Source organism: Shewanella sp. 10N.286.52.A9 (assembly GCF_041468985.1).
In the GTDB taxonomy this organism is placed as follows: domain Bacteria; phylum Pseudomonadota; class Gammaproteobacteria; order Enterobacterales; family Shewanellaceae; genus Shewanella; species Shewanella japonica.
This window is the reverse complement of sequence record NZ_JBFRJQ010000012.1, coordinates 115396-132940: the sequence shown is the minus strand read 5'-3', so window position 1 is coordinate 132940 and position 17545 is coordinate 115396. Positions and strand designations below refer to the sequence as shown.

Annotated in this window: 12 protein-coding genes and 1 pseudogene; 4 read left to right on the top strand and 9 right to left on the bottom strand. The window is 40.7% G+C overall.

What is annotated here, in order from left to right; all coding sequences use genetic code 11:
• Positions 1-21: 21 nt before the first annotated feature.
• The 7 genes from pseG to AB4128_RS11410 all read right to left on the bottom strand — a co-directional run bounded on the left by pseG (position 22) and on the right by AB4128_RS11410 (position 8117).
• Positions 22-1092, bottom strand: a complete 1071-nt coding sequence (gene pseG / locus AB4128_RS11440; RefSeq protein WP_372037715.1) for a UDP-2,4-diacetamido-2,4,6-trideoxy-beta-L-altropyranose hydrolase — start codon at positions 1090-1092, stop codon at positions 22-24.
• On the bottom strand, positions 1089-1775 hold the full coding sequence (pseF, locus tag AB4128_RS11435) for a pseudaminic acid cytidylyltransferase (protein WP_372037714.1): 687 nt from the start codon (positions 1773-1775) through the stop codon (positions 1089-1091). Before pseF ends, pseG begins: the two co-directional genes overlap by 4 nt.
• A complete protein-coding gene (gene pseC, locus AB4128_RS11430; RefSeq protein ID WP_372037775.1) occupies positions 1772-2920 on the bottom strand; it encodes a UDP-4-amino-4,6-dideoxy-N-acetyl-beta-L-altrosamine transaminase in 1149 nt (382 codons plus the stop codon). The genes pseF and pseC overlap by 4 nt, the downstream gene beginning before the upstream one ends.
• A gap of 690 nt (positions 2921-3610) precedes the next feature.
• The gene (locus AB4128_RS11425) at positions 3611-4390 is read right to left on the bottom strand and encodes a class I SAM-dependent methyltransferase (protein WP_372037713.1); all 780 of its coding nucleotides are present in this window, start codon (positions 4388-4390) and stop codon (positions 3611-3613) included.
• A 249-nt stretch (positions 4391-4639) separates the two neighbouring features.
• Entirely contained in the window at positions 4640-5146 is a 507-nt protein-coding gene (locus tag AB4128_RS11420; RefSeq protein WP_055025076.1) for a prepilin-type N-terminal cleavage/methylation domain-containing protein, read from the bottom strand.
• A gap of 195 nt (positions 5147-5341) precedes the next feature.
• The gene (locus tag AB4128_RS11415; RefSeq protein ID WP_055025077.1) at positions 5342-5863 is read right to left on the bottom strand and encodes a protein disulfide oxidoreductase; all 522 of its coding nucleotides are present in this window, start codon (positions 5861-5863) and stop codon (positions 5342-5344) included.
• Positions 5864-6038: 175 nt separating this feature from the next.
• Positions 6039-8117 carry a protein-disulfide reductase DsbD family protein gene (locus AB4128_RS11410; protein WP_372037711.1) on the bottom strand — a complete coding sequence of 693 codons (2079 nt, stop codon included), beginning with the start codon at positions 8115-8117 and terminating at the stop codon, positions 6039-6041.
• Between the two features lie 442 nt (positions 8118-8559).
• Here AB4128_RS11410 and AB4128_RS11405 point away from each other — a divergent pair, with 442 nt between their 5' ends.
• Both AB4128_RS11405 and AB4128_RS11400 read left to right on the top strand, forming a co-directional pair.
• The gene (locus AB4128_RS11405; protein WP_372037774.1) at positions 8560-11145 is read left to right on the top strand and encodes an acylase; all 2586 of its coding nucleotides are present in this window, start codon (positions 8560-8562) and stop codon (positions 11143-11145) included.
• Positions 11146-11526: 381 nt separating this feature from the next.
• Positions 11527-12939, top strand: a complete 1413-nt coding sequence (locus tag AB4128_RS11400) for an endonuclease/exonuclease/phosphatase family protein (protein WP_065108565.1) — start codon at positions 11527-11529, stop codon at positions 12937-12939.
• A gap of 71 nt (positions 12940-13010) precedes the next feature.
• Here the strand turns inward: AB4128_RS11400 and AB4128_RS11395 are convergent.
• Positions 13011-13364, bottom strand: a pseudogene (locus tag AB4128_RS11395) (winged helix-turn-helix transcriptional regulator).
• Between the two features lie 115 nt (positions 13365-13479).
• Between AB4128_RS11395 and AB4128_RS11390 the strand changes: the two are divergent.
• Positions 13480-14268 (top strand): SDR family NAD(P)-dependent oxidoreductase, encoded by a 789-nt coding sequence (locus AB4128_RS11390; RefSeq protein WP_372037710.1) that lies wholly within the window; start codon positions 13480-13482, stop codon positions 14266-14268.
• Here the strand turns inward: AB4128_RS11390 and AB4128_RS11385 are convergent.
• A complete protein-coding gene (locus AB4128_RS11385; protein WP_055025082.1) occupies positions 14265-14924 on the bottom strand; it encodes a glutathione S-transferase in 660 nt (219 codons plus the stop codon). The genes AB4128_RS11390 and AB4128_RS11385 overlap by 4 nt on opposite strands.
• A 126-nt stretch (positions 14925-15050) precedes the next feature.
• On the opposite strand from AB4128_RS11385, the gene AB4128_RS11380 reads away from it, so the two are divergent.
• Entirely contained in the window at positions 15051-17342 is a 2292-nt protein-coding gene (locus AB4128_RS11380) for a peptidase U32 family protein (RefSeq protein WP_372037708.1), read from the top strand.
• Positions 17343-17545: the final 203 nt, after the last annotated feature.

Genomic DNA, 17545 nt, shown 5'->3' with positions numbered 1-17545 from the left:
TTTATTCCTAATTTTAATCACTTAGTTGAGTATCTGTGTCATCCAAGTATTTTTCTTATCCCACCCTAACATGACCTTTTTTGCACTCGCAGACATCGCTGACAACATTTCAGGTTGTGCGAATAATAAAGCCATCTTTGACTCAAGTTCGTGCGTTAAATTTTCACTCACTTTTCCGAGGTGAATAATGGCATTTAAGCTGGCTAGTTGTTCATTAGGTACGGTCTGATTATCTGCAATCGTCCAACAAAGCGCTGGCAATGCTGCGGCGCAACGTTCCCAAGAAATCCCGCCACCAGCACCAATGGCTAAATCAGCATCTGCCATCAGTTTTGATATTCGTGTCGATTGAACTTCAAGATTCAAATAGCCTGAATATTGCTGACATAATGCACTAAGTCGCTCAATGTGAGGGTATGACGATCCAACCACAACATCGACTTTTTCTAACTTGTTTCGAAATGACGGCTTGGTTAACACATCACAAACTTGTCCCGTGATGTCATCTTTATCAACGCCACCAAAACACACAAACACTTTGTTAAGTTCAGTTCTTCGTTTCGGATTAATCTCGGTAAATTCCTCACGAAGGGGAATGTGCCAAGGGCCAAAAAGTACCTGACCTTCTCCTGGTGTAGCAGAACGTTTATTTAGTGTTGGATCAATAAGAAGCTGACATTCATGTGGCCTATCTCTGAGTCCATCAATGACCAAAGCACGAGCGTGTGTTTCTGATGTTAACTTTTGCTCCCAGATTGCACCTAAAGAGAAATGGTCAACGATGACCCAATCAGGCTTTATACCAGCTAGTGTTAACTCACGTATAGTCTGCTCAGCATCTTTTTCTTCTGTGCATCCCAACCAATGGCTATGAGGATAATCACCATGCTCCTGGGTATATTCTTCAGGCTCTGGCAGCATGACAAGCGGAAACGCTCTCAAAACGTCAGATTGATGACCAATATGATTACGACAACAAAATGTCACTTCTGCACCCAGTTTTTTGAGTAACTTTGCGATAGTCAAACAACGCATGATATGACCGCTACCGATATGGCGGCCACTATCTGCACGGATTACGACTTGTTTCACATTCTTCCCGCTAGAAATATACGTTCAGCAAATACCCAGTCTTCTTCAGTATCAATATCTTGCACTTGATACCTCGGCACAATAAAAGGCGTAGCATGGTTGGAGTACATTATATCTCCTCGTAAAAAAGCTTCAGCTTTACCCCAATAAAACTGTCCAGCATCGTGATAGGCCTCGACGAGATCTTGAGAGCGAGTTTGTAATTGATGCGGGGTAAACATTTCAACATGGCCAGCGTCATTCATAAATAATGCACGCTGGATAGGTGAGGCAAAACTTGTCACGGTAAAGCAAAAGTCTGTCCCCACTTCAATAAGTTGAGCAAAACTTTGCTTTATCGCTTTGGCTGTTACAAACGGTGCTGTTGCATATAAGCAGCAAACATGCTCAACATCACCTAAGTTATCGTTGACCCAATTAATGGTGTGATTTACCACAACACGCGTTGTCGCCACATCATTTGATAATTCAGCGGGTCTAACAAAGGGAACTTCAGCGCCGTAATCTTTGGCAATTTTTGCGATTTCCTGACAATCAGTAGACACAATAACGTGATCGAATAATTCAGATTCAATCGCCGCTTCAATCGATCTTGCAATGATTGGCTTACCACAAAAAGAGCGGATATTTTTCTTTGGAATACGTTTACTGCCACCACGGGCAGGAATAATTGCAATTCTCACTTGATTAACTCCTTTAGAGTGTCACAAATGAATGCTAATTCCTCGGAGGTTAAATCAGGAAACAAAGGTAAAGTGAGGCAAGATTGATAGTAAGCTTCAGCTTGCGGAAAATCACCTTTCTTAAAGCCAAGCTCTTGATAGTATGGCTGCAAGTGAACAGGAAAATAATGAACATGTACACAAATGCCCATTTCTCGCATATGGTTAAAAACCAACTTACGATGTAACTTGTTAGGTAATTGTACAATTAATAAATGATAAGAACTGATGCTATTAGACAGTGGAGTTACAATTCTAATATCACTATTTGCCAACAGACTTTGATACCTTCTTACAAGCTTATGTCTACTTTCTATAAACTCATTTATTCGGTTTAACTGGCTATTACCAAGAGAAGCATGCAGATCCGTCATACGATAATTTAAACCTAAAAGCTGTTGTTCATAATACCAATCTCCTTCATTAGGCCTAGATAACAACTCTGTATCTTTAGTAATCCCATGGCTGCGAAACAGTCCCATCTTGTTAGCAAGCTCTACATCATTTGTAGTTGCAACTCCTCCCTCAGCAGAAGTAATAATTTTTACAGGATGAAAACTAAATATAGTTATATCACTATATCGGCAACTGCCAATTTTATTCTCTTTATATTGTCCACCAATTCCATGCGCAGCATCTTCGATGATTTTTACACCATACTTTTTAGCTAATACAGCTATAGTTTCCATGTCACAACTATGACCAGCCATATGAACAGGTATAATGACCTTGGGTAAAGTCCCATTTTCTTTTGCTATTTTTAATTTTGAAGCTAGTGCTTTGGTGCACATATTCGCTGTATTAAAATCAATATCAACAAAGTCAATCTGTGCTCCACAATGTAAAGCACAGTTTGCTGATGCTACAAATGTTATAGGACTAGTCCAAACACGATCTCCTGTAGTTACTCCTAAAGCTAAACAAGCTACATGCAACATAGCACTAGCACTACTTGAAGCCACAGCAAATTTTGCATTAGTCAATGAAGCAATGTTTCTTTCAAATAAAGGTACCTGTGGTCCTTGAGTTAAATAATCCGAACGTAAAACATTTACGACTGAGTCAATATCATCTTGATTAATATTTTGGTGACCATAAGGAATCATCACTATTAAGCCTCATCTAAAATCATTATCAGTTCAACCACGAGGAGTTGACGCAATTCCTCTTAAAGCCAAATATCAATAACCACATACCTAAGAACTAATGCGAAAGCCTTTAGAAAAATGGAAACAGAAGGAATTTAAAAGGAAAATATTTCCCATTACATTCTTACAAGGTGCTTTATAGCAAAATTATTACTACTTACAGCGTTAGGTATAAATAATTAAAAGCAAAAATCACACCACAATAAGCTTACTTAACGCACTCAGGGAAAATTTCTAGCCGCGTATTTCTAAGCCTGTATTTTTTGAGTAATTAACCAACAATAATATGCATTACTTTTAATTACTTAACTAAATCTACCGCTAGCTTGAGTCTATCACTCTATAAGCTCAACTAACTATCGACTTAGGCATTTTTTTATCACCCGAGTCTAAAAAGGTGGTATTTGAAGCTCACATTTTCGCATGTCGCCACCTTTGTCAAAATGTTGACTAACGAAATTGAATACTCTGCACACAGCAACTGACTAATATTTCTAGCATAGAAAATTTCATTCATTCAATCTCTAACAATAATATAGTTGAGCAGCATCACCGAAAGCTTGGCATTTAGCCTTATTTCAACCATAAAAAACGACATAGGGAAACCATATGCCGTTTTATTCACTCAATGAGCTCAATTGATATTCTTTACTTTGGTTTTCTAAATACCAAAGTGAATCTGTCCGTATTGCCAGTCACGGTTTTACGCCCAACCTCGTAACGTAATTCATCATCAGGGCGGTAAAACATATTCGATGATTTCTCTAACACAAATCCTGCGGCTTGCACCTCTAAAATCACATCGACAGGATCTTCACGGCGACGCATTTCATCAGTTTCAGGCATCATGTGGCGTCGAGTATGATCAACAATCACATAAACCCCTCCCGGTTTTAACGCATCAAATGTGGCTTTATTCAGTTTAGTTTTATCTTCTACATTGAAGTTATGGTACTCGCGAATACTGAGCATCATATCGGCATCTGTCATACCAAAATCAATATTACCTAATGTGTAACTTCTTGCTTTTGGGTTCCAGTCCAATGCTATAGGTAGCTTTTGCGCTTTACTCATCGCATCTTTTGCTAACAGATCATTCAAACCTTCTAACCATTCTGCTTTATAGGCTAAGTGCAATTCACCTTGATCTTTTAACAGCGGGGCCAGTATTTTGCTATACCAACCATCACCAGGAGCGAATTCAATAACCTTCATCTCTTTTGTTAAGCCAAAAAATTCCAACGCATAATAAGGAGCACGATTATCATCTCTTTGCTTATCGGCATCTGTACGATGCTCCATTTTCATCACTTCAATGACATCTTGTTGAAATGGCGTAAGGGCAGCAAAAGATGAAAAACTACACAACAAAGAGGTTCCTGCTATCATCGCAGCAATCCAAGTCTTACTCTTATCAATCCTTAACATGTCAATCTTCCTTTTCCGCTCAATGTAATGAGTTGCTAGTCAAACTCGCTTAGGTTAAACAATTATCTTAGTTATTGTATGCCGTAATTTTATGCTGTAATTGTATGTCATAGTGACTATACGTCACTGCCGTTATATGCGCACACACTAATATGTTGCCAATTATGTCTATATTTAACCGACTTACGAGAGACACTAGCCACTATTGCACATCGTAGAATACGAAGAATAACCTTATAACAACCACTCTTAGCAACCGGTTTGGTTTGCAAAAAAACTCGGTTCGGTAGCGCCAGGAAATGCTAAGTAAAAAAAGTAGCAAGTATCAGTGAAGGTATAGCCTTTTGGAAATAACAACACCAAGATCCCTGCAATTTCAAAGGTGCCCCAATCAGCAGTGATCTCAGCATTAAGGTTATTTACTTGCTCAAAACTTCCCTCTATCGCATTTTCAATATTGTCAGCAGTAGGCGAAATAAAACCAAAGCTTGTGGTGATAGTTTCTCCGTTAAGTTCAATAGAGGACGAAGAAAGCTTTTCTTTACCTTCAATTGCCAGCTTAGAGTAAACAATTGAATTAGCGGACTTTATGGCGGCCTCTAAGCTATCGAGACTTGCAATGGATGCATCGGTTTTCAGGTTTAAAAACTTGGGGGCAGCGATGATAGCAAGCACGGCTAAAATAATGATAACCACGACCATTTCAATCAATGTAAATCCCGCATTATTTGACTCAATCAGGTTAAATTTTTTCATAGTTCACCTAAGCGGTTATAAAAAGCAAGGTCAGATTTGTTCAATAAAAAATCATTCTAATATCAGTTATAACCCTACCTAACGCCTTATTCAAGCTAAGAAAACCAATGACCTATATCCATAACCACATAATAAAAAACCAACACTATGCTGGTGTTGGTTTTTTAGTTGGGCGACATTTATTTCAGTAATAAGCTAGGCTGTGAGTAATCGCCACCACATCCCGGGTAAACTGGTAAAGCCGGTGGTGTAATATTGCAATTCACCGTTTTTAAATACCATGACAGTTGGCGTCACTTGCACAGACCACTTACGAGATAAGAAACCTTGTCGATCATTTATCGTACTTAATGTATACCCTTTGTCAGACAAAAAGTGCTTCATTTTTTCATCACTGCCTGAGCTCATTGCGACCGAGACCACTGAATAGTGTGCACTGAGTATATCTACTGCTGGAGTCACAAATTGACATACAGGACACCAGGTTCCCCAAAAGTAGACTAACACAGCATCGTCATGGCTCATGGCCAACACATCAACAAGGTCACCATTTAAGTCGACTGCAGTCATCGTTGGTAATGACTCTGTTGGTAAATCTTTTCCTCGCCAAAGATCAACCACTGTCGATACCAAAATAAACAATACCAACATGATTGATAATTGTTTCAAACCACTGAGTAGTTTCTTACCCCATGTTTTCTGGTTGGGCTCTTTCATCGTTATCTGGTGTTCCAATGTCTTATCGTGTCTAAGAAGGCTCGGTTATCGCAATACAGGTTTTACTACTGATTTCAATTCTGATATTCAGACTCAGGTTTTTACTCAGTATTGCGACTGCTCGTTGACTAGACCGCCAGACTCAACATTTGTATTCACATTGGTTGATAAAAACTTATCGAGCTGATGCTTGCTCAATTGCAGCAAGCACTTGTTCTGTCGTTAAAATGACCGGGAGCTTTATTCCATCTGGTGCATTAGGGCCGTAAACCACGTTAAACGGCACCCCGAATCGGCCATGACTTTGTAAGTAATCAGTAATCGGTTGCGATGCTGTTGTCCAATCACCTTCCACTAACGCCATATGGTCTTGTTTTAGCGTTGAATAAACAGGGTCTTGTAAAATCACCCCAACCTTGTTGGCTTTACAGGTAATACACCAATCAGCGGTTACATCCACAAATACCGTTTTGCCTTGAGCCACACTACTTGCAATATCTGTTTGCTCAAGAGGCGTCCAAGCGAGATCCGTTGGCAGCGGATTTGACCAGTCGTCAGACGTTGCAAATGCGCCAATAGCAGCAAACATCACCACCATGCTAAAACTTGCAATAACAGCTGGAACGCCATATTGCTTGGCCATAAGCCCAAAGAAACCTAGCACTAACACAGCCGCAATGACCCATAGAGCTATGACATTGATAAAGCTTGATAATAGGCTGATTAGCCATAAACTTGTCATCAACAATAGCACCGAGAAGAACACTTTAACGATATTCATCCAGCGCCCTGGTTTAGGGAAATAACGGGCTATTTGCGGAAACATAGCCACTAATAGCCAGGGTAGTGCCATTCCTATTGCTAATGCAGTAAAGATGACCACTAAGCTAAGTACATCTGCCCCTAAGGCAAAAGCCACTGCGGTCCCTAAAAACGGGGCACTACAGGGGGTGGCGAGTAAAGTGGCAAACATGCCTTGTAAAAAATGACCTCGATGATCATTGCCACCCGTGGTAGCAAGTTTAGTCTGCAAACTCGATGGAAGATTTATTTCGAATGCACCAAGCATATTCAGGGCAAATACTGAAGTGACAATCACCATAAACCCAATAAACCAAGGGTTTTGGAATTGCACGCCCCATCCCACAGCTTGTCCCGTAACCTTCAGCATAATCACAAAGGCAGCCAACAGCCAAAACGACACAATAATGCCAAATGCAGAAGCGATAAATTGGGTTCTTATTTGATTTTTCTGCAAGTCAGGCGCAGCAATAACAGAACTTAACTTCATCCCTAATACAGGTAATACACAAGGCATCACATTAAGAATCAACCCGCCTAGTAATGCAAAAAATAGCATAGTCAGTAATGAATTATCTGACATATCAATTGAGGTTAACTGAACATTCGCTGCGTATTCATACGCTCGCTGATTATCACTTACCGTAATATTCAGTTGTTTCTTATCCAATTGGGCGTCTTCGTTCCAAGTCGATACCTCAAAAAAAGCCGTCCATACTTTCGAGCCATCATCACGTGTTTGTCGACTTACGCTAATAGGATTGAAATTGGTTTCTTTATCGCCATCAACAATGACCTGTGGCTGACGCCAACTGTCATCTAATAACGTCACTTGGAGTAGGTTTTGCGCTTTGTCCCACCCCACATTAACTTGATCATTAGCCGTATCAATATCCACTAATTGTGGCACTGCCGAAATGGCTTTATTGAACTCAAACATCGCTTCAGTGTCTGCTTGAAGTTGATTCGCGGTTAAATCTAATTCGAGCTGATAATCCGTCAGAACACAGACAGTCGTGCAAGATGATAAGGTAAATTTGCCCATCAGTGACGTTGGCTCATTAATATCTTCGACCTTCAGCGCAATAGGGAATACCACCTCACCTTGATAACCTTGGGTTTTATAACCCATGATGGTGTATTGCTGAGGCGTCGGCCATTGCCAATTCACGTCTCCAAGATTCGATGACTCACTCCAATCTATTTTCGGGGCAATGCCGCCCTCACCCGGCGTACGCCAGTACATCTTCCAATCATCATCTAATTGCACATCTAAAATGGCAGGAACCGTATTGGTTTTTTCATCAAGCTCTCCGGTCAGCATAAAGCGAACTTTTACTGGCGGATGATTATCATTGACTAGCCAACCTGTCGTAGCAGCATTGGCCAATGGAGTGATGCTTGCCAGCATCAACATCAAAGTAGAAAAAATGATCGTTTTGACAATATTCAACAAACTTTCCTTATATTGCCCTCATTCTGCTCGAGCAATAAATACGGTTGTAAAATGACAATAAAAAAATGCGTTACCAAGGACATAGACAATGGCAGCTTAATAGACCGAAATAATGACAAAATAGTTCATCTAATGTCACTAAATTAGTGGATAAAGTGTAAATCTGTGAAGCGGTACTTTATTTATTGATTTTCATGACAACACACCCATTTTACCCACTCTCATCTAGCGCTTTATTTCTGACATAAACTGAAACAGGTTAAATATAGACATACGTTTGAATGATTGCTTTAATCGAATCAGGTGTTTTTGTTGTATTTCGATATTGTGGCCCTAAAGGCACAACTGCTCTGAAGTTGAGACACCAAGGAAAGGCAAGACTCACTCATTTATCAATAAAATGAGACAACAATAATAAGGATAATTTTCCATGAAAGTAATGCATTTGAATAAACTCATGCTAGCTATTGGCGTTGCATCTTCAGTTTTTATCGCTGGTTGCGGCAATGACACAGACTACTCTCGCTCCCCTGAAGTTACCCCTGAACCTGAAGTCACACCGCCACTGCAAGCTTTTGCACCAGACGGGATGCTTAAAGCACAAATTCGTCGAACTGCTTATGGCGTTCCACATATTCAAGCCGACAACCTTGAAAGCTTGGCGTTTGGCAGCGGGTACGCCCAAGCACAAGATAACTTATGTATACTTGCCGATGGATTTATCAAAGCCAATTCTGAACGCTCAATGTATTTTGGGCCTCACGCCTCAATTGACTTTGCCACAGGACTTCCAACAGCTGAAGATAACGGCAATTTAATTTCAGATTTTGCTTATAAAGCACTTAAAATTCGCGAGTTAGCCGAAAACCAATACTCACAATTTAGTTATAACTCACGTGCATTAATGGAAGGCTTCAGCGCAGGATACAACCAATATATTGCTGACGTCGATGCAGGGGAACAGCAAGCTTCCCCTTTTTGCGCAGGTCAACCTTGGGTTAAGCCCATTGAAGGGGTCGATGTTGCAAACTATTTATTCTCTATCGCCTTATTACCGGGCGCAGCTAACTTTTTAGATTTGATCTTTTATGCTAATCCTGGTGATGCTGAAGAGTACCTGCCACGTATTGTTGGCCCAGCGCCATCAGCAATGCAAGCCACCTTTATTCAAGATGTGAACACCAAATTAATCGCTCGTGCCAATACCATTACTACACCAGATACCAACCCTCGTGATTTAGGCTCAAACGGCTGGGGACTCGGTAAAGATAAAACTGAAAATGGCAAAGGAATGGTGCTAGGTAATCCGCATTTCCCTCATACGGGCAACTTGCGTTTTTGGCAATCGCATATCACGATTCCAGGCCAGCTTGATGTCATGGGCGGATCACTCGTTGGCATGCCAGGGTTAATCAATATTGGCTTTAACAAAGACCTAGCTTGGACACATACCTTCTCAACTGCCGAGCATTTTGTGATGTATAACCTTGAGCTAGTCAGTGGCGATCGCATGCAATACCTTTATGAAGGTAAACCCATGCCAATCAACAAAGAAACCGTGCAAGTCCTCGTTAATGGCGGACCTGCAGGTATGCTTATTGCGGAAAAAGACATCTACACCACGGCTAAAGGGCCAATTGTAGAAGCCCCTGTCGGACTTGCTCCTTTTGGTTGGGATGATGGCCAAGCCTTTATGATTCAAGATGCTAATATGGCAACTAAAGATCCTATCGATCATTGGTTTGCAATGAATCGCGCTACCAATAAAGATGAGTTTCAACAAGCCTTTAAGAACTATGACGGGGTTATTTTTAATAACACCATGTACGCCGATAAAGAAGGTAATGCCTTTTACATTGATGACTCAACAGTGCCGGGCTTAAGTGACTTTGCCGTATCTTTGCTAAAAACCAACCCGGATATCATTGCGGCTAGAGAACAAGCAGGCTTTACCATCTTACCTGGTAACACCTCTATTTTTGATTTCGACAGCCCAATGCCATACAACCGAGCGCCAAAGCTTGAACGTACTGACTTTGTGCAAAACTCTAATAACTCATTCTGGTCAACTAACCTTGATGAGCCATTAGAGAATTATTCACCAATGTATGGCCCTGAGCGAGGCCAACTATCACTTCGTACCCGCATGGCACTCACCTTAATGGAAGATGCAGCAGGTGATGATGGTAAGTTTAATATTGATGAGCTAGAGACCGCGCTGCTGTCTAACCGGATATATTTAAACGATCTTATTTTTACCGACCTAATCAGCCAGTGTGAGGCACAAGCTGACACGCCAGTCATGGTGACTGATTCGATTTCTAAAGATATCAGTAGCGCTTGTACTGCGCTAAAGGCATGGAACGGTAAACAAGATAACGACAGCGTTGGCGGCGCATTAATTCGTGAGTTTGCACATCAGTTTGATCAAAACAGCATGTTAACTGTGCCATTTGACTACAACAATGCCGCAACTACGCCCCATACCTTAACCACAGATGGCAGTGCGCTCGTAGCACTTGCTCGTGCAACTCTTAATGTTGAAGCGGCAGGATTTGAAGTTGATGCGCCAATGGGGTCTGTTCAATTTGTTGAAAAATCATTGCCTGATGGCAGCGCTTCTGGCACCAAACTACCTTGGCCTGGAACCCACAATGCAGAAGGCGGATTTAATGTATTTTCTACCAGCTTGTCAGGCGATGATACTTTAATACCTCAGCATGAATATGCCGCAGTGATGGACGCGGTATCAGGGGCGCCTTTGGCTTCAGGGTTAACTGCCGAAGGTTATCACATTCGCTATGGTTCAAGCTGGATGATGGCGGTGAGCTTTACTGATGACGGCCCTGTGGCTAAAGGAATCTTAACTTATTCTGAGTCGAATAATATTCTTAGTCCCTCTTTTGCCGATCAAAGTGTGCTTTATTCAACAGAAAAGCAATTGCGACCGTTTCTATTTAATGAAGCTGATATTGCCGCATCCGTTGAGTCCACGACTGAACTAAGCTTTCAAAAAGGTGAATAGCTTACTGTTAACTCGTTAATAATCACTTAGCGGCATCTATAGATGCACCTTTAGCTACATATAAGTTGTCATCAATACTAAGCCCGCATTTCGCGGGCTTTATATTGATACAAGTACAGCTAAAAAGCTCAAGACGTAATGGTAAAATCAAGTTAATCCAACAGCGGCCCACTCAATTAAGCAACTCGCAATAAACACCAACAAAACTAACCCAAGCGCAACCCACAACAAACACTCAAGACTCAATTAAGACACAAACAGATCTGCGGTTAACCCCGCATTTACATTGGTATATTTTATTTGTAGCCCCTCATTACACATGGCTAAAATCTCGCTCAATTCCCAGTAAAGGGAATACATAAATAATAAATGGGGTTCAATATGAAAATGTTTAAAACTGCTGCAGCTTTAGCTGTCGGTGTAGCGTTGCTTACGGGTTGCAACGACGAAACAAACAACTACTATCCAGGTGAACCAGCACCTGAAACAACAGATGTACGCATCGGTGCTTATAACTTGTCATTTGACAGAAACACCTTTGAAGATCTTGTCGCTGAAATGGCGTTAACCGTCGCAGAGCAAGATGAATTAATGGAGAAATGGTTCGATGAGTCACTTAGCGACGAAGAACTAGCTGTAGCAGAAAAGGTTATTCAAATTCGCAACGTTGCAGCAATTATCCAAACTGAACGACCTGCAATCTTATGGATGGGTGAATTCAATAACGATGGGACAGCAGAAAGCCAACAAGCAATTCAAGGTTTCCGTTTAAACTACCTGACTGTGCCACAAAATGCGTTAGGTTCAACATCGGAAGAATTTGAAGCCCTTGAGCCAATACAATTTGGTTATTTTGAAAACTTCGCCACTAATACTGGCCTATTAAGTGGTCACGACTTGAATCACGATGGTAAAGTTGCCCTTCCTGATGATGCTTGGGGCTTTGGCTTCTACCACGGTCAATATGCATTCAGCTTACTGTCTCAATACCCAATTGATACAGATAACATCCGTACTTTCCAAGACTTCAAATGGAAAGACATGCCAGGTGAAACCAACCCAACCATCATTAACTGTGAAGACGAAAACAATCCGATCCCAGAAGGAAAGGCATGTGGTGATGAATGGTACAGCGCTGAGGCATGGGCAGAAAAGCCAATGTCATCTAAGAACCATGTTGATGCCCCTATTATTATTCCTACAGCAGATGGCGATAAAGTCATTCACTTATTAATGTCGCACCCAACACCACCTATTTTCGACACTGTGACTGAAAACAACAAGTTACTTAACCGTGCTGAAATCAAATTCTGGGATGATTACACATCTGGTGAAGGTAGCTATATTTACGATGATGAAGGTAACAAAGGCGGTATCGATAGCGATGCATCATTTGTAATCTTAGGTGACTTGAACGCTGATCCAGAATCTGGTGATGGCTACTTAGATACCATCAAAGACTTAATGTACAGTGACCAAGTTAACCAACTTGCTACTCACGGAATTTACGCACCAAGTAGCTTAGGCGGACCAGAGTGTTTGTCTAACGGTGAATGTAAAGAAGAAAACTGGGGCACTAAGTACCCAGATCTTGTGACCAGCACATCTGGTTTACGCTTAGACCACGTTATCCCTTCAAGTGACTTGAATGTGACTGATTCAGGTGTATTCTGGCCAGCGACTTTTGAAGAAGGTCGTCTAATGATGAATGACGAGCGTGTAGGTAACTGGGGCGGCGGCGGAAAATCAGTCTCTTCTGATCACCGTTTAGTCTGGATTAACGTAGAACTTTAATCCGTCAATATAGTAAGCTGAAACAGTTTATTTCTAATACAAAAGCCCGCAAGCATTGCGGGCTTTTTGTATCAATTTAGTGATGAAAAATCAGTATCAATTTCTTGCTGTAATTTCTCTAACTCATCTAGGATGCGTAAAAACTTTTGGCCAAAGTCAGTTACCTTGTACTCAACTCTTGGTGGAAGCTCGTTGAAAGTGATTTTTTCTAAAATACCAAACTCAACATTTCGCTTTTAACACACATTGAGCACTTTTGTGGTTAAGCCTTCAACATGACTAACCATAGCCCCAGGTCGATTGATACCATTTGCCAATAACTGATACACAGTCAGTGACCACTTACATCCATAAATCGCTTCAACCATACGCGCACTTTTATTGGGTGCTGACTTCTTTGAAAATAAATTTTCTTTTGTTTTCATAAATATGTACCAATAAGTACCTATGACACTAAATTGTGCCTACTTTTCAATAGCCTAAAGCGTTTATTAAACTGAGTCTATAGTCAATATAACTCAAACAATTTGGAGTCAACTGATGAACAATGTAACACCATCACTCGATGCGTTTTCAGCCATCGTCTTAGGCGGTTCAAGTGGCATAGGGTTAGCAAGTGCTAAGCGTTTGCTTGCTCAAGGCATCAACACCTTAATTGTCGGCAGTTCAGTAGAAAAGTTAATCGCTGCTAAAACCGTATTATATGAAATACCTTCAACAGCCACACTACAAACCTTGCAAGCAGATTTATATCAAAGTGATGATATCGCACGATTTATCAGTATCATTGAACAAGCACAGCATCACATTCAATACTTTGTTAACGCAGCAGGTAAATTCATCCCAACCGCCTTTTTAGACCACCAGCAATCAGATTACGATAGTTATATAAACCTGAATCGTGCGAGCTTTTTTATCTCCCAAGCAATCGCTAAAAACATGCGTCAATATCAAGCTGGCGCAATTGTACATGTTGGTTCAATGTGGGCTAAACAAGCGATTAAAGCAACGCCATCATCTGCTTACTCTATGGCAAAAGCGGGTTTGCACTCACTAACTCAGCATATGGCAATGGAGCTAGCTGAATACAATATTCGAGTGAATGCAGTCTCCCCTGCAGTGGTCAACACCCCTATCTATGGGGCATTTATTGAACCTGATGCAATGGATGAAACCTTAGCCTCTTTTAATGAGTTTCACCCCATCGGCAGAATTGGTACCTCAGATGATGTAGCGGCAACAATCGACTTTTTACTCAGTGAGCAATCCAGTTGGGTTACAGGCGCCATATGGGATATTGACGGCGGAGTAATGGCAGGTAGGAATTAACCACAAAACAGAATATCTTCTCGATTTTCTAACCAAAGCGGATGTTTAGTCATGACTTTACTGAACATCTTGCTTTGCAAATAACGATTCAGCCAAATACGTAAATGAGGATATGGAGCGTGTAGATACCATTGCCGCTCAACCCGGGCAAATTGACGAATAAACGGCAGTATTGCAATATCTGCTAAGCTTTCTCTATCAGCCATTAAAAAGCGATGCTGTGACAGTAATTCTTCCAACTTAACGATGTACTTTTCGCAAGCTTGTCTGCATTCCACAATATTAGATTCACTATAACGTTTAGCGCATTTGTAGTTTTCTAAACAGCGCTTAAACTCGCTATCAAAGGTGTAGATTAACGCCAGCATGCTATCTAAAGTGTCATCATCGGCAAACAACAAGTCATCAGGATCGCCTTGGGTCAACGCCCATAACATCACTTCAAAACTTTCTTCTATAATAGTACCCGTTGGGGTCACAACGACTGGCACAGTGCCTTTAGGCGATACCGATAGCATTTCAGCGGGTTTGTCGCTTAATACTAAGTCACGCAGTAATACAGGCTGTTTTGACTTATAAATGGCAATACGAGCTCGCATTGCAAACGGACAATTTCTTAACGAGTAGATTACAGGTAAATCCATGATTTTATTCATTGTTGTCTTGCTTCCCTTACAACTTATATACGGGTTTACTAATTAATTATGTACTTTAACCATATTCATTCGCAACATATACGGGTAACATCCCCCCATTAAAATTAACTGAGAACCTTATAAAGCATGAAACCTAAGATTGAATTATTAGCCCCAGGTGGTGATGTCGATGCAATTAAAGCGGCCATTATAGCTGGAGCAGATGCTGTTTATTGCGGCCTAGATACTTTTAATGCCCGTAACCGTGCTGCTAATATTTCATTCGATCAGTTAGTTGGGATAATTAGATTGGCTCATCAATATGACTGCCAAATATTTTTAACCTTGAACATTGTGATTTTAGAGCAAGAGTTCAAAACTCTCATAAAACTACTCAACAAATTGGTTAACACCACATTAGATGGCGTTATCGTTCAAGATATGGGCTTACTGTACGTATTGCGTAAGCACTTCCCTACGCTGGATATTCATGCATCAACTCAGTTAACCACTCATAATGCTGGCCAAATTCCATTTTTAAAGACCTTAGGTGCAACCCGAGTTAACTTATCTCGAGAATTAAACTTAAGAGAAATAACCGCACTTGCCACGGTAGCAAAAGAGCACGATACCTTATTAGAAGTGTTTGTTCATGGCTCATTGTGTGTGGCATTTTCAGGGCTTTGTTACTCAACCTCTGCTAGTGCGGGTAACTCAGGTAACCGTGGCCGCTGCAGCCAAGCTTGTCGTGAAGAATACGAAACCACAGAGTCGGGCAATAACTTCCCGTTAAACATTAAAGATAACTCAGCATTTTTTGACTTACCTAAACTCATTGATGCGGGTGTTTATTCCTTTAAAGTTGAAGGTCGGATCAAAGGCGCAAGCTACGTCCATACCGTTATCGACAGTTTCCGTAAGCAAATCGATGGCTATATAGAAACCGGAGAACTCACCCAAGATGGCGAACGACTTTATAAAGTCTTTAACCGTGATTTCACCAATGCATTTTTACGTGGTGACTTAAACCAATCGATGTTTATTGATAACCCTCGTGATAACTCTAAAAATCACTTGGTCGATAAGCTTAAAGCCGAAAAAGGCGAATCGATTTCAGTAGTCCAAATCCATGACGCACAGCAACAATTGCAAGTGGATAAAAAACAAATCAATGCCTCGGTCGATGACAAAATTGCGCATTTGAGTATTGAAAAAATTAAACTCAAGTTAACGTTTGCCAGCGAACAAGAAAAGCCCTTAACACTGACGGTAACAACTGAGCAAAATAGCAGTGATTTAAGTGATATTGACTCGAAGACAATTGTGTTGAGTTCAACCAGTTTAATGCGTCCAAGTGAAAAGTTAAGCGTTGATCAAGAAGCCATTGAAAAGCGCTTTAAAAATATTAATAACGCCAACTATGATTTAGTCGAGTTAAACACCCAAGACCTCACTGATGGCATGAGTATCCCTTATCGTGAAATCACCACGCTGAAAAATGAGTTATTAGCTTATTTAAACGATGGTATTGAAGTCATCCCAGAAGTGGAATTGCCAAAGCTTGCACGCCACCCAAAACCTGAAGGCCAAAAGCCGGCGCTTTCAATGTTGATTTGTGATGAATCCGACGCAGATTTAGCCAACATCACTGACGGGGATATTTATTTTAAATTACCCGATGCTTATAAACGTGGTTGCACCAAGTATGTCGACTTTTTACAGCAAAATCCTCGTCTAATACCTTGGTTCCCGCCTGTGCTAATTGGTAAAGATTACGATGTCGCATTGAATATTCTTGTGCAAGTGAAGCCGCCGTTAATCGTTACGAACAATACAGGTATCGCTTATCATGCTAATCGATTAGGCATTAAGTGGATTGCTGGCCCCTTCCTAAATACGACTAATTCATATGCACTATTAGCATTACAAGAAGGCTTTGATTGTGCTGGCGCGTTTATTTCAAATGAAATCAATCGCCAACAAATTAAGCAAATAGCCAGACCAGATAACTTTAAGATGCTCTACAGTATTTATCATCCAATTTTATTAATGGCTAGCCGTCAATGTTTCTTCCAGCAAAGTGTTGGCTGTGAAAAGCCAAGAATTGATAATGGCTGTATGTTGTCCTGTGACAAATCAACTAGCATCAAAAACCTGAAAGGCGACTCATTTGCCATTGATAAACAAAAAGCAGGTTACCCAAGTATTTATAATCAAGATCAATTTTTAAATACTGACATTATTGAAGATTTAAGCCATATGTTTGATGGCTTTATGATTGATCTAACCAATATTGGTGCTGGCGATAGAGAATCACCTGATAAAATGGCGCTCATTAAGCAATTTGAAGCCTTACTCGATGGGCAACGTAATGCCAGTGATACGTTAGCCAAAATGGTCCCAGAGTCTACTCATCTGCAATACCAAAATGGTTTGTAAGTCTGACGGCATTATGACTTAGCATTAAAGATACTATCTAGCCCTGCTTATATTTTGCAGGGCTTTTTTATGCTCATAACAAACTGAAAATCTTAAATTTAACGCCAGCCCACACAAAAATCTGCAACAAATTGTATCACCCAACATTAACTAAATTGTTCATTAATCTCGTTTAAACACTTGTTTAAATTAAGGTTTTTATA